This window comes from Methylobacterium sp. FW306-05-D, assembly GCF_058782155.1.
The window spans coordinates 6,391-29,050 of the sequence record NZ_JBYSXL010000031.1 but is presented as its reverse complement, the minus strand read 5'-3'; the positions used below and the strand labels follow the sequence as shown (position 1 = coordinate 29,050).

19 protein-coding genes are annotated in these 22,660 nt (G+C 70.8%); 12 read left to right on the top strand and 7 right to left on the bottom strand.

Annotation, left to right across the window (positions count from 1 at the left end):
* The first annotated feature begins 148 nt into the window (after positions 1–148).
* Both AC3WLN_RS12665 and AC3WLN_RS12660 read left to right on the top strand, forming a co-directional pair.
* Positions 149–877, top strand: coding sequence for a response regulator (locus tag AC3WLN_RS12665; RefSeq protein WP_463773489.1), 729 nt, complete (start codon positions 149–151; stop codon positions 875–877).
* Positions 878–903: 26 nt separating this feature from the next.
* Positions 904–2,358 (top strand): ATP-binding protein, encoded by a 1,455-nt coding sequence (locus tag AC3WLN_RS12660; protein WP_492481696.1) that lies wholly within the window; start codon positions 904–906, stop codon positions 2,356–2,358.
* Between the two features lie 133 nt (positions 2,359–2,491).
* Here AC3WLN_RS12660 and AC3WLN_RS12655 read toward each other — a convergent pair whose 3' ends face one another.
* Positions 2,492–2,761, bottom strand: coding sequence for a hypothetical protein (locus tag AC3WLN_RS12655; RefSeq protein ID WP_492481658.1), 270 nt, complete (start codon positions 2,759–2,761; stop codon positions 2,492–2,494).
* A gap of 157 nt (positions 2,762–2,918) precedes the next feature.
* On the bottom strand, positions 2,919–3,575 hold the full coding sequence (locus AC3WLN_RS12650; protein ID WP_492481656.1) for a glutathione S-transferase family protein: 657 nt from the start codon (positions 3,573–3,575) through the stop codon (positions 2,919–2,921).
* A gap of 370 nt (positions 3,576–3,945) precedes the next feature.
* On the opposite strand from AC3WLN_RS12650, the gene AC3WLN_RS12645 reads away from it, so the two are divergent.
* Entirely contained in the window at positions 3,946–5,160 is a 1,215-nt protein-coding gene (locus AC3WLN_RS12645) for a polyhydroxyalkanoate depolymerase (RefSeq protein WP_492481654.1), read from the top strand.
* A gap of 178 nt (positions 5,161–5,338) precedes the next feature.
* Here AC3WLN_RS12645 and AC3WLN_RS12640 read toward each other — a convergent pair whose 3' ends face one another.
* The 3 genes from AC3WLN_RS12640 to AC3WLN_RS12630 all read right to left on the bottom strand — a co-directional run bounded on the left by AC3WLN_RS12640 (position 5,339) and on the right by AC3WLN_RS12630 (position 9,434).
* Entirely contained in the window at positions 5,339–7,105 is a 1,767-nt protein-coding gene (locus AC3WLN_RS12640; protein WP_492481653.1) for an ABC transporter ATP-binding protein, read from the bottom strand.
* Between the two features lie 257 nt (positions 7,106–7,362).
* On the bottom strand, positions 7,363–8,721 hold the full coding sequence (locus AC3WLN_RS12635; RefSeq protein ID WP_492481651.1) for an MFS transporter: 1,359 nt from the start codon (positions 8,719–8,721) through the stop codon (positions 7,363–7,365).
* A complete protein-coding gene (locus AC3WLN_RS12630; RefSeq protein WP_492481650.1) occupies positions 8,718–9,434 on the bottom strand; it encodes a PRC-barrel domain-containing protein in 717 nt (238 codons plus the stop codon). The genes AC3WLN_RS12635 and AC3WLN_RS12630 overlap by 4 nt, the downstream gene beginning before the upstream one ends.
* 413 nt (positions 9,435–9,847) lie before the next feature.
* On the opposite strand from AC3WLN_RS12630, the gene AC3WLN_RS12625 reads away from it, so the two are divergent.
* From AC3WLN_RS12625 to AC3WLN_RS12610, 4 genes are all read left to right on the top strand, one after another.
* Positions 9,848–10,225, top strand: coding sequence for a hypothetical protein (locus AC3WLN_RS12625; protein WP_492481648.1), 378 nt, complete (start codon positions 9,848–9,850; stop codon positions 10,223–10,225).
* 444 nt (positions 10,226–10,669) lie between these two features.
* Complete coding sequence (aqpZ, locus tag AC3WLN_RS12620; RefSeq protein WP_492481646.1) at positions 10,670–11,410, top strand: aquaporin Z; 741 nt, start codon at positions 10,670–10,672, stop codon at positions 11,408–11,410.
* Positions 11,411–11,693: 283 nt separating this feature from the next.
* Positions 11,694–13,847 (top strand): FUSC family protein, encoded by a 2,154-nt coding sequence (locus tag AC3WLN_RS12615; RefSeq protein WP_492481644.1) that lies wholly within the window; start codon positions 11,694–11,696, stop codon positions 13,845–13,847.
* Positions 13,848–14,287: 440 nt separating this feature from the next.
* Positions 14,288–14,962: a response regulator transcription factor gene (locus AC3WLN_RS12610; protein WP_492481643.1), complete on the top strand. Its 675-nt coding sequence runs from the start codon at positions 14,288–14,290 to the stop codon at positions 14,960–14,962.
* A 109-nt stretch (positions 14,963–15,071) separates the two neighbouring features.
* On the opposite strand, the gene AC3WLN_RS12605 is transcribed toward AC3WLN_RS12610, so the two are convergent.
* On the bottom strand, positions 15,072–16,844 hold the full coding sequence (locus tag AC3WLN_RS12605) for a flagellin N-terminal helical domain-containing protein (protein ID WP_492481641.1): 1,773 nt from the start codon (positions 16,842–16,844) through the stop codon (positions 15,072–15,074).
* A 330-nt stretch (positions 16,845–17,174) separates the two neighbouring features.
* Positions 17,175–17,468: a PilZ domain-containing protein gene (locus AC3WLN_RS12600; protein WP_492481639.1), complete on the bottom strand. Its 294-nt coding sequence runs from the start codon at positions 17,466–17,468 to the stop codon at positions 17,175–17,177.
* 153 nt (positions 17,469–17,621) lie between these two features.
* On the opposite strand from AC3WLN_RS12600, the gene AC3WLN_RS12595 reads away from it, so the two are divergent.
* The 5 genes from AC3WLN_RS12595 (at position 17,622) to AC3WLN_RS12575 (ending at position 22,605) form a co-directional block, all read left to right on the top strand.
* Positions 17,622–18,173: a hypothetical protein gene (locus AC3WLN_RS12595; RefSeq protein ID WP_492481637.1), complete on the top strand. Its 552-nt coding sequence runs from the start codon at positions 17,622–17,624 to the stop codon at positions 18,171–18,173.
* Positions 18,174–18,336: 163 nt separating this feature from the next.
* Positions 18,337–19,113, top strand: a complete 777-nt coding sequence (locus tag AC3WLN_RS12590; RefSeq protein ID WP_492481635.1) for a DUF1217 domain-containing protein — start codon at positions 18,337–18,339, stop codon at positions 19,111–19,113.
* A gap of 6 nt (positions 19,114–19,119) precedes the next feature.
* Positions 19,120–19,845: a flagellar basal-body rod protein FlgF gene (flgF, locus tag AC3WLN_RS12585; RefSeq protein WP_492481633.1), complete on the top strand. Its 726-nt coding sequence runs from the start codon at positions 19,120–19,122 to the stop codon at positions 19,843–19,845.
* Positions 19,846–19,849: 4 nt separating this feature from the next.
* Positions 19,850–21,175: a flagellar protein export ATPase FliI gene (gene fliI, locus AC3WLN_RS12580; protein WP_492481631.1), complete on the top strand. Its 1,326-nt coding sequence runs from the start codon at positions 19,850–19,852 to the stop codon at positions 21,173–21,175.
* 191 nt (positions 21,176–21,366) lie between these two features.
* Positions 21,367–22,605, top strand: a complete 1,239-nt coding sequence (locus AC3WLN_RS12575) for a flagellar hook protein FlgE (protein ID WP_492481629.1) — start codon at positions 21,367–21,369, stop codon at positions 22,603–22,605.
* The last annotated feature ends 55 nt before the right edge of the window (positions 22,606–22,660 follow it).

Genomic DNA, 22,660 nt, shown 5'->3' with positions numbered 1-22,660 from the left:
CGCGGGCGCGCGAAACAGGCATTTACAAATCCCTGCCGCGCTGGCCCTTCGAACTGCACGCAGCCGGGCGCATAATCCCGCGTTGACAGAGCCGCATGGGGTCCGGGCGCCGGTCCCGGATGCGGAGGGAGCCGCGATGCTCGGGACCATGACGCAGACGACCGCCACCCATCCCCACATCCTCCTGGTGGAGGACGACCGCGAGATCAGCGCCCTCGTCGCCCGCTACCTGCGCGCCAACGAGTGCCGGGTCAGCCTCGCCGGGGACGGGGTGGCCATGGACAAGGTGCTGGCCGATGCCCGGGTCGACCTCGTCGTCCTCGACCTGATGCTCCCGGGCGAGGACGGGCTCAGCCTGTGCCGGCGGCTGCGCGCCACCTCGCGCATCCCGATCCTGATGCTCACCGCCAAGGCCGAGGAGATCGACCGGATCATCGGCCTCGAGATCGGCGCCGACGATTACCTCGGCAAGCCCTTCAACCCGCGCGAGCTGCTGGCGCGCATCCGCGCCATCCTGCGGCGGGGCACGGGCACGGAGGCCGAGGCGGAGGAGGGCGTGCGCCGCCTGCACTTCCTCGGCTGGACCCTCGACGTCTCCCTGCGCCAGCTCCTCAGCCCGGAGGATGCGCGCATCGCCATCACGGGGGCGGAGTTCGACCTGCTGCACGCCCTCTGCCTGCGTCCCGGCCGGGTGCTCTCCCGGGACCAGCTCCTCGACCTGACGCAGGGGCGGGCCGCCGGCCCGTTCGAGCGCAGCATCGACGTCCTGATCAGCCGCATCCGCCAGAAGATCGAGCAGGACCCGCGCAACCCCGAGATCATCCGCACCATCCGCTCCGGCGGCTACCTCTTCACGCCGGAGGTCACCCGCGCATGAGGACCCCGCGCATCAACGACCCCCGGATGGGGACCCCCGATGAGGGCCGCGTCACGAAGCCGTCCTGGAGCCGCCTGCGCGCCCTGGTGCCGTCGAGCGTCGCCGGGCAGATCGCCTTGCTCATCGTCGCCGCGGTGGTGCTGGCGCACGCCATGGCGACGCTGGCCTTCTTCACCCTGCGCGAGCCCTGGCGTCCCGACGACCATCCCGGCGTCGCCGCCAACCGCCTCGCCACGGTGGCCCGCCTCCTCGACGGCGCCAGCCCGGCCGACCGACCGGCGCTGATCGCCAATGCCGCCCGGATGCTGCCGACCCTGCGGATCGAGCCGTGGGACGGGACCGAGGCCGGGAGCGCCCTGCCGGAGCCGGCGGGCGAGGACCGGCTCAGCGACCATTTCGTGGTCCAGCGCCTGCGCGACGGCTTCGGCCGCCCCCTCGCCATCACCGACCTGTCGGCGGCCGGGCGGCCGGCGGATGCCCCCCCGGGCGTGCGCGTCGGCATCGCGACGCCGGGGGGCGCCCGGCTCTCGGCCCTGGTGCCGGACGACGACCGCCCGCCCATGCGGCAGGGCGCCATCATCTTCACCTTCGTGTTCCTGGGGGTCGCCGTCTCGCTGATCTGCCTCTGGGCCACGCGGGCGCTCACCGCGCCCCTGGCCCGGCTCGCCGAGGCGGCGGACGTCTTCGGCACCCGCATGAACCTCGTGGACCTGCCGGAGAACGGCCCGCGCGAGGTCGTCGCCCTGTCCCGGGCCCTCGACCGGATGCGGGCCCGCGTGCGCCGCCTCGTGGACGACCGCACCCAGATGCTTGCCGCGATCAGCCACGACTTGCGCACCCCGATCACCCGCCTGCGCCTGCGCGCGGAGTTCATCGACGACGACCACGCACGGACCATGACCCTGCGCGACCTCGACCAGATGAACGGCCTCGTGGAGGCGGCCCTGTCCTTCGTGCGCGACGGTCACTCCCCGGAAGGGGGCGCCAAGACGCTGATCGACCTCGCCTCCATCGTGCAGACCGTCGCGGACGAGTTCGCCGATATCGGCGCCGACGTCCGGGTCGCCGAGACCCGCCACGTCCTGGTCCAGGGCCGGCCGGACGAATTGCAGCGCGCGATCATGAACCTCGTCGACAACGCGGTGAAGTATGGCGGGGCGGCACGGCTGACGGTGACGCAGACCGAGCGCGGCGTGGCGGTGGACGTCAGCGACGACGGTCCCGGCATCCCGGAGGCCGAGCGCGACGCCATGCTCCAGCCCTTCGTGCGCGGCGACCGGGCGCGCAATCTCGACACCGCCAGCGGCTTCGGCCTCGGGCTCTCCATCGTCCTCGCCATCGTGGATTCGCACGAGGGGCGCTTCACCCTGCGCAACCGGACGCCGCGCGGCCTGACCGCGCGGATCGAGCTGCCGCGCACCGTCTCGGCGTCGCCGCCGGCCGTCGCGGCCGAGCCCGGCCTTCGCGCCGCCGCCGAGTGAGGGGAGCCCGGGGGGGTGGAACGCGAAAAGGCCCGGACCGCACGGGGCCGGGCCTTCCTCCGTGGCCGGGCGCTCGGCGCCGGCCCACGTCACGTCACGTCACGTCGCCGGATGTCGCGGTGTCAGGGCCGCATCAGCAGCGCGGGCCGCCCGAGGTCTGGCCATATTGCTGGACCGGGAAGTTCTGCTGGTTGGCGTTGCCCTGGCTCGCCGAATTGTCCGCGCAGCGGCCCGTGGCCGGGACATCGTAGGAGCGGATCGAGCCCGTCATGATGTCGTCGTAGCGGGAGGCGGGCACATCGCCGTAGGCCGGCGCGACGCGGTCGAACGCGAAGCTTCCGGTCGCCGGAGCAGCAACGGCAAGGACAGTTGCGGCAACGAGGGCGAAAAGACGATGTTTCATGAAAAGAATATCACTCCTGTGTGAGACGAAGACCCTGTGTCTTCTGCGTCTCGACTGCGATGAGAGTAATATGGGTCGCGTCGCGCGATGGTGACGTGCCGCCGCGCACGCGACCCTCCGTTGCCGGTCCGAAGGGGCGGCGGTCGGATCGGAGCCGTCAGAACTCCATGTCGAGTTCCTCGATCTCGTCGGGCTCCCGCGCCGCCTCGTCCGCCCATTCCTCCATCAGCGGCCAGGCCAGGATGGTGTCGCGATAGGCCTCGGTCCGGCGCGACAGGCTGACATCGTAGGTGCGGAAGCGCGTGCAGACGGGGGCGAACATCGCGTCGGCGAGGCTCGGCGTCTCGCCGAAGAGGTACGGGCCGTCGTAGCGACCCAGGCATTCGTCGACGATCGTGATCACCCGCTCGATGTCGCCCCGCGCACCGTTGAAGATCTTGAAGTTCCGGTGTCGCGCCTTGAGGTTCATCGGCAGGGCCGAGCGCAGGTTGATGAAGCCGCCATGCATCTCGCCCGAGATCGAGCGGCAATGGGCCCGGGCCACGGCGTTGCGCGGCAGGAACCCGGCCTCCGGCCGGATCTCGTTGAGGTACTGGGCGATGGCGAGGGTGTCCCAGACGATGATCTCCCCGTGGACGAGGCGGGGAACGAGGAACGAGGGCGACAGGTGCAGGAGTTCCGCCCGGGTGGAGGCGTCGTTCCCGGAGAGGAGCTCCGTCTCGAAATCGAGCCCGGCCATGCGGCAGACCAGCCAGCCGCGCAGCGACCACGACGAGTAATTCCGGCTCGAGATCGTCAGCGTCGCCGCAGGCATGGTGTCCCCCCGTGTTCCCTCGCCGACACGTGATCCAAGACTCGTGCCGCCGGGCCGCGTCGATAGGCAGGATGTTTCCGGTCGCCGCATCGCCGGCTCACCCGGTACGGGAGCCTTCTGTCACGGCATAGGTTGACCTTTCACAGTCACGGCCCGTGGTGAGACGATGTTCACCTGTTATTCCGATGCGATGCGCGACACTTCCCCGGTGATGCATACGCACAACAACCGCAGGATATCACACGGCAAGGCCGTTGCGTCCGGGCCCTGCCTGCCGCAGCCTAGCGCCCCATCGTCGGCGGCTCTGCCGTCGCGCCCGCTCGCCGCGGACGTTCTGCGATTTGACCGTTCGCGTAGGAGTTCGGGCTGCATGCTCTACCGTGCCTTCGATGCCCAGTCTGACCTGGCGGAGCAGACGCGCGCCTGGGGACGTCTCGTCCACGACGCCGTCTCCCCCTGGACCTCCGCCGGCTACCGCGAACCGCTGACCTGGTGGTCCGCGGGCGCCCGCATGATGATGCGCGCCGGGCTGACCTTCACCCGCCCCGCCTACGGCATCGACAGCGTGACGGTCGGCAACCGCGAGGTGCCGGTGACCGAGGAGGCGGCCTTCGCGACGCCGTTCGGGACGCTGCTGCGCTTCAAGAAGGACATCGACACCGAGCAGCCCCGCGTCCTCGTGGTGGCGCCGCTCTCGGGCCACTTCGCCACCCTGCTGCGCGGCACGGTGCGGACCCTGCTGCCCGACCACGACGTCTACATCACCGACTGGCACAACGCCCGCGACGTGCCCCTGAGCGCCGGGCCGTTCGGGTTCGACGACTATGTCGACCACCTCGTTCAGTTCCTCGGGGCGATCGGGGAGGGGGCGCATCTCGTCGCCGTGTGCCAGCCGGCCGTGCAGGCGCTGGCCGCCGCCGCCGTGATGGCGCATTCGAAGGACGTGGCGCACCCGCGCAGCATGACACTGATGGCCGGCCCGGTGGATTGCCGGATCTCGCCGACCTCGGTGAACCACCTCGCCACCTCGAAGCCGATCGCGTGGTTCGAGAAGAACCTCATCGCCACGGTGCCCGACCGGCACAAGGGCGCCGGCCGCCGGGTCTATCCCGGCTTCATGCAGGTCTCGGCCTTCGTCTCGATGAACGCCAAGCGCCACATCCAGGGCCATGCCGACCTGTTCTGGCACCTGGCCAACGGCGAGACCGACAAGGCGCGCCAGATCGAGGGCTTCTACGACGAGTACTTCGCCGTCCTCGACCTCGCGGCGGAGTTCTACCTCGAGACGGTCAAGACCGTGTTCCAGGACTACACCCTGGCCAAGAACGAGCTGACCTATCGCGGAAACCCCATCGACATGGGCGCCATCCGCAAGACCGCGCTGATGACGGTGGAGGGCGAGCGCGACGACATCTGCGCCGTGGGCCAGACCATGGCGGCGCACGACCTCTGCACCAGCCTGCCCCACCACATGAAGAGCCACCATCTCCAGGCCGGCGTCGGCCATTACGGCGTGTTCTCAGGCCGCAAGTGGGAGAGCCAGACCTACCCGCTGGTGCGCAACTTCATCCAGTCGCACAACTGAGCGGGACCCGTCCGTCGGCGGGCTCGACCGGACCACGCCGCGCCGGATAAGGGCCGCGATCCCGCCGGCAGGCGGATTGGCGGCCGAGGCCGTCTCCGCATCGCCACGGCAAAACGCCCTCCCGGGCGGGGGAGGGCGCTGGTCGGCTCCGATCGTTGGGAATCGTCCCGCCCGCGCCTCAGGCGGCGGCGAGCGCCATCGACATCGATTCCTTCTTCATCAGCTCGCGGTAGAAGCCGTCGAGATGGGTCAGCTTGTCGGGCGAGCCGTCCTGGATGATGCGGCCGCCTTCCAGCACGACGATCCGGTCGAAGTCCTTCAGCGTCGAGAGGCGGTGCGCGATCGCGATCACCGTGCGGCCCTTCATCAGGTTGGCCAGCGCGTGGCGGATCGCCTCCTCGGACTCGGCGTCGAGGGCCGAGGTCGCCTCGTCGAGGAGCAGGATCGGCGAATCCTTGAGGATGGCCCGCGCGATGGCGATGCGCTGGCGCTGGCCGCCGGAGAGCTTGACGCCGCGGTCGCCCACGATGGTGTCGAAGCCTTCGGGGAGCGCCTCGATGAAGTCGGTGCAATGGGCCGCCGCCGCGGCCTTCCAGACGTCCTCGTCGGAGGCGTCGGGCCGGCCGTAGCGGATGTTCTCGCGCAGGGTGCGGTGGAACATCGAGACGTCCTGCGGCACCACCGTGATGGCCTCGCGCAGGGATTCCTGCGTCACCCGCTGGATGTCCTGTCCGTTGATCAGGATGCGGCCGCCCTGCGCGTCGTAGAAGCGCTGCAGCAGCGAGAACAGGGTCGACTTGCCGCCCCCCGACTTGCCCACGAGGCCGACGCGCTGGCCCGGCTGGATGACGAGGTCGAAATCGGTGAAGACGCCGCGCCCGTCGGGATAGGAGAAGGCGACGTGGTCGAAGGTGATCTCGGCGCCCGTGCTGCCGGAGAGCGGCTCGGCCTCAGGGTGGTCGATCAGGTCGTGCGGCTGCAGCAGGGTGTGCAGGGCCTCCGAGAGGCGGGCCGTGTGCTGGGTCGCGTCCACCAGGGCCACGGCGAGGTCGCGGGTCGCGGCGAGGATGCGGATGCCTAGGGTGCAGACGAGCACCACCTGGCCGTTGGTGGCCTGCCCGGCCTCCCACATGGTGATGGCCCAGTAGAGCAGGCCGAGCACCGCCAGCACCGTCAGGATGGCGTGCACGATGCGCAGCTTCTCGAGATAGAGCAGCGAGGAGCGGCGCGAGCGCATCTCCTGGCCGATCGTCCCGTCGAAGCGGGTGTATTCGCGCTTGAAGGCCGAGAAGGCGCGCACCAGCGGCATGTTGCCGACGAGGTCGACCATCTCGCCGTCGACGGAGGCGGCCTTGGCGGCGAAGTCGTGGTGCAGGGGCTTTCCGGCCGCCGCCATCTTGAACATCAGCAGCACGACGGCGGCGAAGATGCCGGCGAGCACCAGCGCCATCGTGAGGTTGACGCTGCCGATGTAGAGGATCGAGCCGAAGGCGGCGACGCAGGGCGGCATCACGTTGAACACGAACATGTTCTCGACCGTGAAGATCGCGTTTGAGGTCGCGGTGATGCGCGAGGCCAGGGTGCCGGGCTGCCGGTCGGCGAAGAAGGTCGGCGAGTGCCCGGTCATGTGCCGGAACAGGTCGCGCCGGATGTCGCCGGTGACGCCCACGAAGGTGAACGAGCCGACCAGGCTCGCCACGCGCCAGAGCATGTTGTCGGCCGCGATGAAGGCGATCAGCAGGGCGAGCGCGCTCCAGATCAGGCCGGCCTGCGGCCCCTTGCTCAGCGCATCGACGACCCCCTTCAGCGCGTAGTCGGTGCTGACGGAGAAGCCCACGGCGCCGAGAACGGCGCACAGGATGACGATGTGCGGCAGGGCGCGTCGGCGCAGATAGCGTCCCACGAAGGCGAACGGCCTATCGGCATAAACGCAGAGGTCTTCCATCGCGGTGACCGTCCCGGTTTCGAGGGTCCGCCCGGACGTTGGGTGGACCTGCTTCTGTTTAGGCGTCCTCGCGGACCCTGGTTTCCCGCGCGTGCCCCACACAGGATCTTGAGCCCCCCTGACTCGCAACGCGAAGCGGGGGCAAGCGTTGCAGTGTCCGGCGGAGGTTTGCGCGTTTTAGCGTGCAAACCTGAACATCGCTTGAGCGGCAAGCGAATTCGATGCCGTGGGCCCGCTTCCGCGCGCTCCGCCGGGTGTCACGCCGCCGGATCGCGGCGCGTCTCCGGCATGATCAGCGCCACCAGGGCGAAGGCGGCGAAGCCCACGATGGCGAGGCCGAGGAAGGCGGTGTGGCTGCCGAGCCGGTCCGCCATCACGCCGGCGAGCGAGGTCGACAGGGCGGCGCCGATGCCCATGGCGGTGCCGACCGCGCCCAGGGCGAGGTTGAAATGGCCCGTCCTCCGGGTGGCGTCCGAGACCACGAGGGGCACCATCACGCCGAACACCGCCGCCGAGATGCCGTCGAAGACCTGGATCGCCACCAGGAGTTCGGGGCTGTCGACATAGGCGAAGAGCAGGCCGCGGATCGGCAGGGCGGCAAAGCCGATGAGCAGCAGCGGGCGGCGGCCCCAGCGCTCGGCCAGGCGCCCGATGGTGGGCGCCGACACGGCGAGGACGACCTGGGGCACGACGATGCAGGCGGCGATCAGCGCCGTCGCGGTCTCGCTGGCCCGCAGGGTGAGCATGCTGCCCACCAGCGGCAGCATCGCCGCGTTGGCGAGGAAGAACAGCGTCATGCAGGCGGCAAAGCACAGCAGCGCGCGGTTGGTGAGGAGGGCGCGCAGGCCGGCCCCGTCCCGCGCCGCCGCGGCGTCCCCGGCCGGCCGGGCCTGGGGATGGGACGGGCCGTCGATCTCGTCGGACCGGATCCGCGAGAGCGCGATCAGGGTCGGCACCATCAGGGCGGCGGTGAGGTAGAACACGGCGTCGTTGGAGAGGTAGTAGCCGCAGGCGCCCATCCCGGCGGCGGCGACCGCGTTGCCGAGGGCCGAGAAGCTGGCGTTGCGGCCGAGCCGCTCGCCCGCCCGGGCATGGCCGACGAGGCCGATGCTGATCGCCGCGATGGCGGGGGTGAGGATGCAGCTCGCCGCGGAATGCGCGGCCATGGCCAGCAGCACCACGAGGAAGTTCGGCCACATGGCGAGCGCGAAGGCGCTCAGCGCGATGGCCACCACCGAGAAGCCGGCGGCGAAGCGGCGCGAGCGCACCGCGTCCACGAAGGCGCCGCCGGGCACCTGGCCGAGCAGGCTGACGAGGCTGCCCACCGTGAGGGCGAAGCCGATGTCGGACTGGGTCCACTTCGCCTGGGTGAAGTACACGGCCAGGAACGGTCCGAAGCCGGTCTGGAGGTTCGCCACGAAGAACGCGAACCCGTCGAGGCCGCGCGTGCTCCGGCGCGAGATCACCTTCATGTCGGCCGGGTTCTCCGCTGCCGTCGCCGGCGGGACATCGTCCGTGGGGGCGTCGCGGCGTGGGAGCGGCCGGGGCCGGAACTCCGGACGCGCGACGTCCCGCGGCTTGAGCGCCCGGCGATCCTTCGGGAGCGGAACCGTCATCGATCCGGCGACTTCTCGGCCGGCTTGTCCGGCACCTTCTCGGGTGCGGGTGCGAGCGGAGCCGCGGGAGCGGGCGCGGCGACCGGCGGAGGAGCGACCGCCGCCGGGGGCGCGGGCGGTCCCTGGACCGGGGCGGCGGCCTGCTCGCCCTCGGCGGGCGCGGCCGGGCTGGCGGGGCCGAGCACCACGATGGGCTCGCCGGCCTTGTACTCGGGCGAGACCCGGACCTGGTTGCGGCTGAGCTGCAGGACCGGCCGGCTCGCCTTGCCGTCGGTGGTGAAGCGCATGGCGCGCCAGTCCACCGCGATCTTGCGGGAGCCGACGCCGAGGAAGCCGCCGAAATCGATGATCGCCGCCCGCGGGCGGCCGTCCTTGTCCAGGATGATGTCGATGATCCGGCCCATATCCTCGCCGGTCGAGCTGCGCACGCCCTTGCCGAGGATGCCCTCGTAATCCTGGGTGTCGAGCACCGTGGCGGGCGTGCCCGTGGCCGGCGCACCGGGGGGCGGAGCCGGAACCGGAGCCGGCGTGCCCGCGAGGGGCGGCGTGGCGGGGATCGCGGCCGGAGCCGGCGCGGGCGCCGGGGTCGCGGGCGAGACCTCGCCGGGGCTCGGCGCGGCGTCCTTGCCCGGCGCGGCCGGGGTTTCGGCGGCCGCGGAGGCGGCCAACAGGGTGATCGTCGCGGCGGCGATCATCCGGACAGTTCTGAACACGCGCGTTCCCCGAGTGGTGCGTCTCGCCGGCCTGACACAATGGCAGCTTGGGCGGCGGGTTCCGCCCCAGGGGCGGTTCCAGCCTCATTGCGCGTCGACCAAGGCGAAGTTGTGGATGGGCGAGAGGAATGGACGCGCGGGTCGCGGCCGCCTCCGGTCGTCGGCGCGGAGGGACCCGGCTCCGGCGAAGGCAGGACGGCGCGACGTCGCGCGCGGCACTCGCGCAAGAACTGGACCGGTCTCGCGCCGATCCCCGCCCCTGGCGGCGCACTCTGGCACCGGGCCAAGCGTGGCCGCAATCCCCCACGCACCGGAGCGTGTCTGGTTTTCGCCAAAACCGCGTCGTACAGAGGCAGACAGTGTGAGTGGGCGCCCCGAAGCGGTCGCCGGCGTTTTCCCGAGGACCAGAGCCGATGTCCCTTCCGTCCAGAGCCTGCGCCGTCGCGCTCGTTGCCGCCGCGCTCGCCGGGTGCCAAGCGCTCGGCGGCGGTGGCGGCGTGATGCCCGAGACGGAGGTCGGTCCGCCCCCCTCCATGCGCGGCTCGGTGCCGGGTCCCCAGCGCGGCCGCTCCGCGGAGATCGATCCCGACGGCGCTCCGCTCCAGACCGCCCCGACGCGCCGCATCGCCGTGCCGAGCGCCGCCGGCGGCCAGACCCGCGCGGCGGCGAACGAGGAGCGCCGCATCCGGCGCGAGGACATCGAGGGCGAGACCGCGACCCGGTCGAGCTCCGGCGGCCTCGCCCCCCAGATGGGCCAGGGCGGCAGCGTCGGTCTCGGCGGCAAGTTCTAGGACCTGATCCTGCGTCGGGCCCGGTCGCCCGAGGCCCGATCTTCCAAGACCTGATCTTCCAGGAGCCGGCTCTCGAAGCCGCGCTCTTCCGAGAGCCCGTCGAATGCGCAGGGACCCCGCCGGGTCGCGTGCGCGGTCGCCCCTCTGCGCCGGGCCCGGGTGGCGGGCTCGGGCGCCGCAGCGCCGATGGCGTCTTCGGACGAAACAGTTTCTGATCCGCGCCTTGGCGGTTCGCGCTATGAAAAGACAGTTTTCGGCGCTCGCCATCCGTCTGGAAATTTGACCGTTCCCGAGCGTTGCTGAGATCTGACGATTGTGCGATCCTCGAATACTGCGCTGCATTGAATCCGGCGCAGGATCTTTGGTGTCGCGTCGTGCCGAGCGGTGGCGGCGAGCCCGCCCTGGGAGGAGCGCTGCGCGACCGCACGAGCGGGAGGCATCGTCATGGATCACGACACGATGCGGCGGGCGACCGCCGAGTTCTTCGGCACGTTCTGGCTCACCTTCGGCGGCTGCGGCGCCGCCATCCTGTCGGCGGCCTTTCCCGAACTGGGGATCGGCTTCCTCGGGGTCGCCCTGGCCTTCGGCCTCACCGTCCTGACCATGGCCTACGCGGTCGGTCACATCTCCGGCGGTCACTTCAACCCGGCCGTGACCCTGGGGCTGTGGTCGGCGCAGCGCTGCGCCAACCGGCACGTCGTGCCCTACATCGTGGCCCAGGTGGTGGGCGCGATCCTGGCCGCCGGCGTCCTCTATGCCATCGCCTCGGGCAAGCCCGGCTGGGTGCCGAACGGGTTCGCGGCGAACGGCTACGGGGAGCTCAGCCCGGGCAGGTACAGCCTCGCCGCCTGCCTCGTCACCGAGGTTCTGACGACGTTCTTCTTCCTCGTGATCATCGTCGGCACCACCTCGAAGGGGGCGGCGACCGGCTTTGCCGGCATTCCGATCGGGTTCGCCCTGGTGCTGATCCACCTCGTCTCGATCCCGGTGACCAACACCTCGGTCAACCCGGCGCGCAGCACCGGCCCGGCCCTGATCGCGGGCGGCGATCATCTCGGGCAGCTCTGGCTGTTCTGGCTCGCGCCGATCGTCGGCGCGATGGCGGCGGGCGCCATGGCGCGCTGGCTCTACGAGCCCGCCGACGTCGTCGACACGCGGGTGATCGAGAAGGGCAGCGCGATCTGACGGATGGCGGGCCGCCCCCGTCGCGGACCCCAAGGCCCCCGGGGGCCCGAAGGCTCCCGGGGATCGGAAGGCTCCCGTGGAGCGCAGGGCTCCCGTGCCGACCCCGGCGGTTCCGCCGGGCGCGGAAGCGCCCTAGATCGCGGAGATACGGAGGGCCTGCGCCCTCCGGGAGCCCGCCGCGTCCGCGATGTCCCCTTCTCCCGCCCGCTCAGCTTCTCCCGAGGCCACCGCTCCGCAGGGCCGTCCGGCCGGCTCCGCCCCGGGGACCGGCCCGCGCCGGCGGATGCGCGCGGCCGCCTTCCTGCGCGGACGGGGGACGCTGACCAATCCGGGGCTCGACCTCACGCGCCTGCCGATCGGGCTCGATCCACGCGGCCTCAGCCTCGTCGACGGCGTGCGGGCGGCCCTGGCCTTCGGCCTCGTCATCCTCCTGCACGAATGGTTTCCCTGGCCGCCGCTCCTCACCGTGGCGCTCGCGGCGAACCTCGCCTGCTTCGCCGATGCGGGCGGGCCGATGCGCTCGCGCCTCCTCGTGCTCACCGTCTTCTCGCTGCTCGGCGGCGTGATCTGGGGGCTGTTCGGCCTGATGCAGCCCCTCGGGCCGGTGCCCGTGGTGCCGCTCGCCGGCATCGTCATCTTCGGCTGCACCTACGCCCGGGTCTGGGGCGTGCAGGCGCAGGCGGCCGGCAACGTCCTGGTCCTCGTCCTGTGCTTCGCCCTGGACCGGCCGCTCACCCCCGACCAGGCCCTGGTGGCCGGGCTGGTCTTCAGCGCCGGGGGCCTGTGGGCGACCCTGCTGGCGCTGCTGCTGTGGCGGCTCCACCCCTATCGGCCGACGCATCGCGCGGTGGCCGAGGTCTGGCGCCGCCTGACCCGCCTCTGCGACGACCTCGAGGACCTCGCCTCCTTGGCCTGGCCGGAAACGCCCGAGGCGAAGACCGCCCGGGGCGGCGCCCGCCAGATCTTCGATCGCCAGACCTTCGACCTGCAGGCCTTCGACCGGCACGCCCGCGCCCACCGCCGGGGCGTGCGCGAGGCGATCGAGCAGGCCCGCACGGTGATCGTCGATCTCGCCCGCAGCCGCGAGCGCATCTCCGACCGCACCGCCCAGGCCCTGATCCGCCTGGAGGCCGCCGAGCAGATCTTCGCCGCCCTCATCGCCCTCTCGGACCTGATCGAGGGCGAGCCGGACCCGCGCCGTCGGCGGATGGCGCGCCGCCTCCTGCGCCGGCTGCGGCCGCTCCTGGGCGTCATCGCCCGTGCGATCCGCGACGACAGCGTGATCGATCTCGCCCGCCTGGAGCGGGCCATCGACCGGAGCACCCGGCGCCTGGCCCATGACCGCGGGCTGCACGACCTCGCCACCCGCATCCTCGACCGCGTCCGCATCGGCGCCAAGCTCTCGACGCCGGACGGCTACCGCCCCGGCGGCGCCCTGCTCGGGCGGGCGAGCCTGCCCCTCGCGACCCGGCTGCTCGGGCCGCTCAGCACCAACTTCACCTTCGCGTCGGCCAACCTGCGCCACGCCGTGCGGGCGACCGTGGTGGCGGCCCCCGCCCTGTGGGCGACCCTGGTCTGGGCGGGGCCCTTCGCCCACTGGCTCACCATGACGGTGGTGCTGACGATGCAGCCCTTCTACGCCGCCACCTGGCAGCGGGCCCTGGAGCGCATCGGCGGCACCGTGCTCGGCGGCCTGATCGGCGCCGTTCTGGCGAGCTTCGCCACCTCGCCCCTGGCCCTGGCGGCCCTGGTCTTCCCCCTGAGCATCATCGGCTTCGCCGCCCGCCAGGTGAGCTACGGCGTGTTCATCGCCTGCCTGACGCCCCTCGTGGTGCTGCTGGTCGAGGTGGTCGAGCCCGGCCACGGCTCCTGGGAGGTGGCGGGCATGCGCGCGCTCCTGACCCTACTCGGCGGCCTGATCGCGGTGGCGAGCGCCCTCGTGCTCTGGCCGATCTGGGAGCCCGACCAGGTCCGCCTCGAACTGCGCAAGGCGGTCCGGGCCCATGCCGCCTTCGCCCGGGCCGTGCTCTGTGCCGGACCCGAGGCGGAAACCTCCGGCATCCGCGCCCAGGCCGCCCGCGCCTCGGGCCTCGCCCTCAACGACCTCGAGGCCGCGCTCGCCCGCGCCCTGCAGCAGCCCCGCGCCGGGCGCCACCCGCAGGTGGAATCCGCCATGGTGGCCGACGCGACCCTGCGGCGGATCTCGGCGCGCCTCACCGCCCTGCGCTACGCCGTCGAGACGGCGGAGCCGGACGCGCTCGCGGCCTGGAGCGGCTGGATCACCGCCACCCTGTCGAGCCTCGGCGGCGAGGGGGACGGCGTCCTGCCGCCGATGCCGTCCGCGCCCCGCAGCGAGGGCCTGACCCGCCTCGTCGCCCAGATCGAACTCCTGGGCGAGACGCTGGCGCCCGCCGCGACCCGGACCGCCCGGGCCTAGCGCACGGGGACGGTTCTCCGGGCCGCCCTATCCGGACATCGCGTCTCGCGGGCAGCGCCGCCGCCTCGCGACCGGCCTCCCGTGCCGATTCGAACCCGCGCGGAATCCCGGCGTCGCTTCGGCTCCGGCCGCTCCACGGGCCGTGACCGATTGGCCACAGCGCCGCCGGACGAGGCCCCGACGGAGCCTCTGGCAGGCCGAAAATCGGCCCGGGATCACAGGACCGTGAACCCCTTAATTCAAAATTAACCATTTTATTAAAGAAACATTTCCAACGCAGATCGACGGACGGCAGCCAATACATCTCCGAAGAGAGATGCGGCTGCGAAGGCATCATCAAGTAAAACCTGGATGATGAGAGCGAACAACGAAGTCGCTCCGCTTCCAAGGTGATCGTCGGGTCGGTTTGCACAACAATTCGTTTTCGGCGGGGCGCTGAAATGTATATCGTGGTAGACGAGCGGCATCAGGTGGCCGCCGAGTACGTGGCCGGTTTCAACGCGCAGTCGGTTCCCGCGCGGAGCAGCAACGCCGACGATTTCCTGGCCTGGCTCGCCGGGAACCCGGCCGACGCGCTCCAGGGGATCGTGCTCGGCGAATGCGCCGATCGCGCCAGCCGGACCGCCGCGATCCGCAGCTTCTCCCAGGCCCCGATCATCGCCCTCAACGAGACCCGCTCCCTGGAGCAAACCCTCGACCTCTTCACCGCCGGCATCGACGACGTCGTGCGCCGCCCGGTCCATGTCCGCGAGATCCTGGCCCGGGCCGAGGCGATCCGCCGCCGCGGCATCCGCGGCGAGGTCCGGGCGCCCGCCGCGCAGGATCGCAGCGGCCGGCTCAAGGTGTTCTCCGACGGCCGCGACCCGGAGATCGACGGGGTCAGCCTGATCCTGCCGCGCCGCGAGCGCCACATCCTCGAGTACTTCGCCGCCCAGCGCGGCCGCCAGCTCAGCCGGGCGCAGATCTTCAACGCCGTCTATGCCGACCACGGCGCCGACGTCGAGGAGAGCGTGGTCGAGGGCCACATCAGCAAGCTGCGCAAGAAGCTGCGGATGCGCCTGGGCTACGACCCGATCGAGGCCAAGCGGCTGGCGGGCTACACCTTCGTCGGTTGAGACCGCGCGGCCCGGGATGAGGTTCAGAACGAAGAAGGCCACGCCTCCTCGCGGAGGCGTGGCCTTTCTGCGTCAAGCGCCCCCGGAGGTTCCGGGGGCGGGGTCCGGCTCAGCGGAAGAGCGAGAGGATGCCCTGGCTGGAGGAGTTGGCGATGCTGAGGGACTGCACGGCCAGCTGCTGCTGGGTCTGCAGGGCCTTCAGCTTGGTGGACTCCTCCTCGATGTCGGCATCGACCAGGATGCCGATGGTGCGGTCGTTGGCCTTCATCAGGGTGTCCACGAAGGTCTTCTGGCCGTCGATCTGGGTCTTGTTGGCGCCGAGCTTGGTGCCCGAGTCCGTGACCTTGGCGATGGCCTTGTCGATCTGGGTGATGATGGCGCTGAGGGCGGTATCGCCCGAAGTGCCCACCATCTGCGAGATGTCGACGCTCGCGACCGACACGTTGGTCGAATTGTCGATGGAGTCGAGGATGCCGCGTGCGACCGTCGTACCGGCATCCGTGCCGTAGCCAACGCGCACGATGGCAGCCGAAACGAGATCCGTACCTGAAACGGTCTGAGCCGCGGTGAAGCCGAAGCTCGTCACATCAGCCCCGTTCACCGTGATGGCGTTGGCGGTACCGGCGCTGTTGAGGCTACCCTTCTCCGGCGTCGTGAACGTGAATTTCGACGAGGCGAACGACACCGTGGCTTTGCTGCCCTGAGCGGCGAGCTGCGAGTTGATCATCGCAACCACGTCGGCACCATTCACGGCGGTGTTGGCGGTCGAGGTGGCCGCGCCGCCGAGGGCCGTGTAGCTCGCGGCATTCAGCGTGACGGTCTTAGCGCCATAGCCGTCATTGACGGTGATCACCTTTGAGCCGGTGGAGAGGTCGAGGTTGGTGTAGTTGGTGCCGGCCAAAAGGCTCGGAGCCGCTAAATCCGTTGCGGCCGCGAGGCCGTAACCAACGTCCACGAGGGTCTTGAGGGCAGTGACGGTGCCAGCCTCGACGGTCATCTTCGTCGCACCACCGGTCGCGGTCGAGGTGAAGGTCAAGCGGCCTTGCGTATCGAGGTCAGCCTTGACCTTGCCCGAGAGGTTCGTCGAGGCAGCCAACTGGTTGTTGAGTGCGCTGAGAAACTCCTCCGTGGTGACCTTGGTCAGATCGATCGCTGCTGAGGCAAGGGTCTCCTTGTTGAGCTTGATCGTGTCGTTGACGCCGCCGATCGTGATCTTGATCGCGGACTCGGCGGCACCGCTGAAGTCAGCAGTACCCCCTCGCACGAACGCCGCTGTACCGGTGAGCGAGTTCGCGGCTGAGACGACGGCCTTCGTCGCCGTCGTGGTCACGCTGGTGCTGTTGGCGTCGTACAGTTTGATGTTGTTGACGTCGACGTTGACCTTCGAGAAGTTGATGGCGCCGCTCGGATCACGTGAGAAGCCAGCAACAACGTTCTGGATGCCCTGGTAGGACGTATTCGAGGTGGCAGAATTGACGGAAAGCCAGTTCTGGCCGCTCGAGTTCGACGAGTCGGCGGTGGCCTTCATCTTGTTCTGGATGGCAGTGATTTCGGTCTGGACCTTGGAGCGGTCGACACCCGGCTGCAGCGCGGTCTGAAGCTTGGCGCGCATGTTCTGCAGATCGGTGATGATGCTGTTGAGGCCGTTATAGGCCGTGTCCACCGCCGACGAACCGAGGCCCAGCGAATCCTTCACCGCCGAGAGCGAGGCGTTGTCGGTGCGGACCGTGGTGGCGATCGACCAGTAGGCGGCGTTGTCGGACGCGTTGGAGACCCGCTGGCCGGTCGAGACCCGGTTGCTGGTCATGTCGAGCTGAGTGTTGATGCTCTTGAGGGTCGTTAGCGCCGTCATGGCGGCGTTGTTGGTCAGCAGGCTGGTCATGTCGAGGATGTCCGGTTGGCAGGAATTGCAAGGAATTCGTGTGCGTAGCCGAGCAATAGGCCGCGGGGGCTGAAACTCTCCTGGTGCGGAGAGACGCTATTGCTTCATACATCCCGGATTTTCACCGGACCGGTGGGGCGACATCATGTCTATAGGTCCACGAAACCTATCCACCGCGTTCGCATCGAGGGCTTCGGTCCCGATCTGGGACAGTCGCTTGCCGATGGGGCCACTATGACCCGTCCGACTTAGCAGGAGCTTAAGGGCATCGGCCCGGACCTGTGCCCGGATGCACCGACGGCCGCCTTGACCCGCCTGCCGGGCGCAGCCTCAGTCCTGGGCCAGGAAGGTCACGCCGGCGAAGTCGGCGCGCTGCCAGCGCAGCCGGACCGCGACGGTGCGCAGTTCGTGGCCGGCGATCACGAGGTCGAAGCGCTCGGGCAGGGGGGCGGGGCGGGGCAGGCGCAGGCTGGCGCCCATCGGCGAGAGGTCGCGGATGATGCAGGGCACCAGGGTCTCGGGGCCGAGCACGATGCGGCCCTGCTGCATCACGCGGAAGCGCTTCGGCGAGGGCGTGCGCGCGGGCCGGTCTCCCCGGGCTACCGCCTCCTGCCAATCCGCCATCGTCGTGCCGTCCCGTCCGCGAACCGTGCGCCCCGCTTAACAGGGGGGTGCCGGACTGTCGATCGCGGCCGGGTCTTAAGGATTTGGTAACTATAACATGTGACGGTTTTGGCTGACCCGCGGCTTCCTCCTGCGATGGCCACGACCACGACCATGACCACGACCTTCCCCCGTCGCACCCCCGCCGACCTCGCACCGCGTTCCGGCTACCCCCGTCCGTCCGCCGGGGCCGAGATCCTGCGCCGCTCCCGGGCCGCCGCGGTGGAGCGCACGGCCATCGGCATCTGTCTCGCGCTCGCCCTGGTCTCCGGCAGCTTCGCCGCCTACGCAATCACCGGCGCCTCGAACACCTACTCGGTCCAGCCGTTCCTGCCGGCGGTCGGCGGCGGCTTCGCCTGGAAGCGGCCCGTCGCACCGGTGCGCGAGGCCGCGGTCGACCTCGATCCGACCACCACGGGGGCGCTGCCCGATCCGGTCCCGGCCGCCTCCGAAGCGGAGCGGACCGAGCCCTCCGCGCGGACGCGCGCCTATGTCCTGCGCCGGGTTACCGAGGGAGCCGCCCTGGTCGAGGGGCCCGAGGGCCTGCGCCAGGTCGTGCCCGGCGCCGTGCTGCCGGGCGCCGGCCGCATCCTCTCCATCCGCGCCACCGGCGCCGGCTGGGTCGTGATCACCTCGGAGACGATCATCGGGCCGACCCCGCTGTGACGCCTCTCCCGAGCCTGGCGGCACCAGCTTCCCGCAAGCCATCCGCCCTAGGCCGGGCGCGGCCCGCACCGGGTCCGGGCGCCGGGACCTTTCCCGCCCGACGGTCCGACCTTCCCCTCGATCCGGCGCTGCCGCCGCGCCTCACGAGCGAACGCCCCCTGCCATGACGAGCACCTTCGCGAGCTACAGCCTGATCGCCCGCGACCTCGACGCGTCCCTGGCGCGCAAGGCCAAGCAGCCCGACATCGCCCGCGAGACCGCCTACTACACGGCCAAGATCGGCGCGGTGAAATCCATCGACGACTTCCTCGGCGACCGGCGCCTCTACGCCTACGCGATGAAGGCCTACGGCCTGGAGGACATGACCTACGCCAAGGCCTTCATGCGCAAGGTGCTCACCGAGGGCGTCACGGACCGCACGGCTTTCGCCAACCGCCTCGCCGACGACCGCTACGTCGCCTTCGCCAAGGCCTTCGACTTCAAGACCTACGGGGACTTCACGACGACCCTGCCCGCGGCCACGACGGATACCACCGCCGCCTACCTGCGCCAGAGCCTGGAGGGCGATGCCGGGAGCGAGGATACCGGCGTGCGCCTCGCCCTGTACTTCGCCCGCGTGGCGCCCACGGTCTCCTCGGGCTACGGCGTGCTGGGCGATCCGGCCCTGTCGCAGGTGGTCAAGACCGTCCTGGGCCTGCCCGATATCTCCTCCTCGGACGGGATCGCCCGCCAGGCGGCGGTCATCGAGACGCGGGTGGATCTCGCGAGCTTCAAGGACCCGGACAAGCTGCAGCGCTTCGTGCGGCGCTTCACCGCGATCTGGGATGCGCAGAACAACGCCGCCTCGGCGCCGGTCCTCAACCTGTTCGCGGATTCCACCGCGCAGGGCCTCGACGCGAGCGTGCTGCTCAGCCTCCAGCGCATCCGGTCGGGGAGCTGAGGCGCCATGCAGAACGCCCTCTACGTCTCGCTCTCGGCGCAGATCGCCCTCGACAAGCGCCTGAACGCGGTCGCCAACAACGTCGCCAACCTGTCCACCAGCGGCTACCGCGCCGAGGACACCAAGTTCACCGCCCTTCTCGCCCAGGCGACCAAGGGCGCCGTCGCCTTCGCCTCCTCGGGCGACACCTACATCTCCCAGCGGGCCGGGCCGACGATCAAGACGGACAGCCCCCTCGACGTGGCGGTGCAGGGCGACGCCTGGTTCGCCGTGCGCGGCGCCAGGGGCCCCGTCTATACCCGCGACGGGCGCATGACGATGGATGCGCTGGGGCAGCTGCGCAGCCTCACCGGGCAGCCGATGCTCGATCCCGGCGGCGCCCCGATCCTGCTCGACCCGCAGGCCGGTCCGCCCACCATCGGGCGCGACGGCAGCGTCTCGCAGGGCATCAACCAGGTGGGGGCCATCGGCCTGTTCACCCTGGATCCGAAGAGCACCCTGACCCGCGCCGAGCCGAACGGCGTCAGCACCAGCCTGCCGGCGGTCCCGGTGCAGGATTTCACCCGCATCGGCATGGTCCAGGGCTACGTCGAGGGCGCCAACGTCAACCCGGTGCTGGAGATGACGAAGCTCATCACCATCCAGCGCGCCTTCGAGAGCGCGGCCACGCTCGCCTCCGAGACCGAGACCACCTTCTCCGGGGCGATCCGCTCCCTGAGCCCGCAGGGCTGAGCCGATGCGCGACGCCCTCGACCGTCTCGGCGCGGCCCTGGCGACGGGCCGCGAGGCCCTGCCCCTGGTGCGCGTCGGCGGCGCCATCCAGGAGGTCACCGCCAGCGCGGCCCGGGTCGTGGGCGTCGCGCCCTTCATGACGCTCGGTGACCGCATGGGCTTCCTGGCGAATGGCCGCGAGCAGATCGGCGAGGTCGTGCGGGTGGACGCGGCGGGCGTGACCGTGAAGCCCTTCGAATCCCGGATCGAGGCCGGGATCGGCACCCTGGCCTACCGCCTCGGCGACCCGACCCTGCGGCCGGACCCGAGCTGGAAGGGCCGGGTGATCGATGCCCTCGGGCGCCCCATCGACGGCCTCGGCGCGCTCGTGCCGGGCGCCCGCGCCGTGCCGCTGGAGGCGTCCCCCCCGCCCGCCATGGAGCGGGCGCGGGTGACGAAGCCCCTGCGCACGGGGGTGCGCGCCCTCGATCTGTTCACGCCCCTCTGTCTCGGCCAGCGCATCGGCATCTTCGCCGGGTCCGGCGTCGGCAAGTCGACCCTGCTGGCGATGCTGGCCGGGGCCACCGGCTTCGACAGCGTTGTGGTCGCCCTGGTGGGCGAGCGCGGCCGCGAGGTGCGCGAGTTCCTGGAAGGCGCCATGGCGCCGAACCGGGCCCGCGCCGTCATCGTGGTCTCCACCGGCGACGAGAGCCCGATGATGCGCCGACAGGCGCCGAAGATGGCGCTGGCCATCGCGGAATCGTTCCGCGATGCCGGCGAATCCGTCCTGCTCATCGTGGATTCGGTGACGCGCTACGCCCATGCGGCCCGCGACGTCGCCCTGGCGGCCGGAGAGCCGGCGGTGGCCCGGGGCTATCCGCCGAGCGTGTTCTCGGACCTGCCCCGCCTCCTCGAGCGGGCCGGCCCCGGCCTCGATGGGGCCGGGACCATCACGGGCGTGTTCTCGGTGCTGGTGGACGGGGACGACCACAACGACCCCGTGGCGGATTCCATCCGCGGCACCCTCGACGGGCACGTGGTCCTGGACCGCGCCATCGCCGAGCAGGGCCGCTATCCCGCCGTGCATCTCCTCGGCTCGATCTCGCGCCTGGCCTCCGAGGTCTGGACGCCCGAGCAGCGCGAACTCGTGCGCCGCCTCAGGGCCATGATGGCGCGGTTCGAGGAGACCCGCGACCTGCGCCTGATGGGCGGCTACCGCGCCGGCGAGGATGCCGAGCTCGACCAGGCCATCCTCCTGGTGCCGCGGATCTACGAGGCCCTGCGCCAGGAACCCGGCATGGCGGCGAGCGAGGATGCCTTCCTCGAACTCGCCCAATCCCTGCGGACCTGAGGCGACGATGCCGCTCGCTCCCACCCCGGCCGCGTTTCGGCCCGGTCGCGCAGGGCCATCCAGCCCCGCGCAAGCCTGTCTTCCTTTAGTGCCCGCCGGTCCTTCCGTGTCCGCCGATCCGTCAATGCCCGCCGATCCCGGCCCGCCGATCCTGCGCGCCGCGCCGCGATCCCCGTCTTCGAGGTGACGTCATGAGTCTCATCAGCGTTTTGCGCACCGGCGTCTCCGGCATGAATGCGCAGTCGAACCGCATCTCCACCGTCGCCGAGAACGTCCAGAACGCGAGCACCACCGGCTACAAGAGCTCGGCGGCCGAGTTCTCGTCCCTGCTGATCGACGGCGGCTCCACGGCGAACTACACCTCCGGCGCGGTCGAGACCACGGTCCGCCGGTCGATCGGCTCCCAGGGCCCGATCACCTTCACGAGCTCGAAGACCGACCTCGCCATCCAGGGCAACGGCTTCTTCGTGGTGCAGGACGACAACAAGGCGCCCTTCCTGACCCGCGCCGGCAACTTCGTGGTGGACGGGCCGACCGGCAATCTCGTCAATGCGGGCGGCTTCTCCCTGATGGGCTACAGCCTCGCCGACGGCCAGAATCCGAGCCCGGCCCTCAACAGCACCGACGGCTTGGTGCCGGTCAACATGGCGAGCCTCGGCCTTCGGACGACGCCCAGCACGAAGGCGACGATCGGCGGCAACCTCTCCGCCGACACCCCGGCGCTCAGCGGCGTCGTCTCGCCGACGAACTATTCGAAGAAGACGTCGGTCGTCACCTACGACAAGCTCGGCAAGAGCGTGACCCTGGACGTCGTCTTCAAGCGGTCTCCCGCCGACCCGAGCGCCGCGCCCCCGGTCCTTCCCAACACCTGGACCGCATCGGTCTATGACCCGGACAAGAACGTCCTGGCCGGGCCGATCCCGTTCGTGTTCGGTGCCGACGGCAAGCTGAGCGGCCCCAACACGATGAGCTTCACGATCCCGGGCGGCGATCCGTTCACCCTCGACATGGGCGGCCTGACGCAGCTCGCCGGCGCCGACGCCCTGCAGGGCACGGCCGACGGCAAGGCGCCCTCGGCCGTGACCGGCACCGAGTTCGGCCCCGACGGCGTCGTCTACGCGACCTACGCTGACGGCACCCGCCTCGGGGTGTTCAAGATCCCGGTGGCCTCGGTCAAGAGCCCGGACAACTTGGACCCGCGCGCCGGCAACGTCTACCAGACCTCCCTGAACTCCGGCGATCTCCAGATCGGCTTCGCCGGCCTCGGCGGCCTCGGCACCGTCAAGGCCAGCGCCCTCGAGCAGTCCAACGTCGACGTCAGCACCGAGCTGACCGCGATGATCGAGTCGCAGACCGTCTACACCGCCAATTCGAAGGTGTTCATGACGGGCAACGAGCTGCTCGAGACCCTGATGAACCTCAAGCGCTGAGGCCGCGCCGCGAGCCCTCGCTGACCCGTCCGCCGCGCCCCCCGGCGCGGGGGGG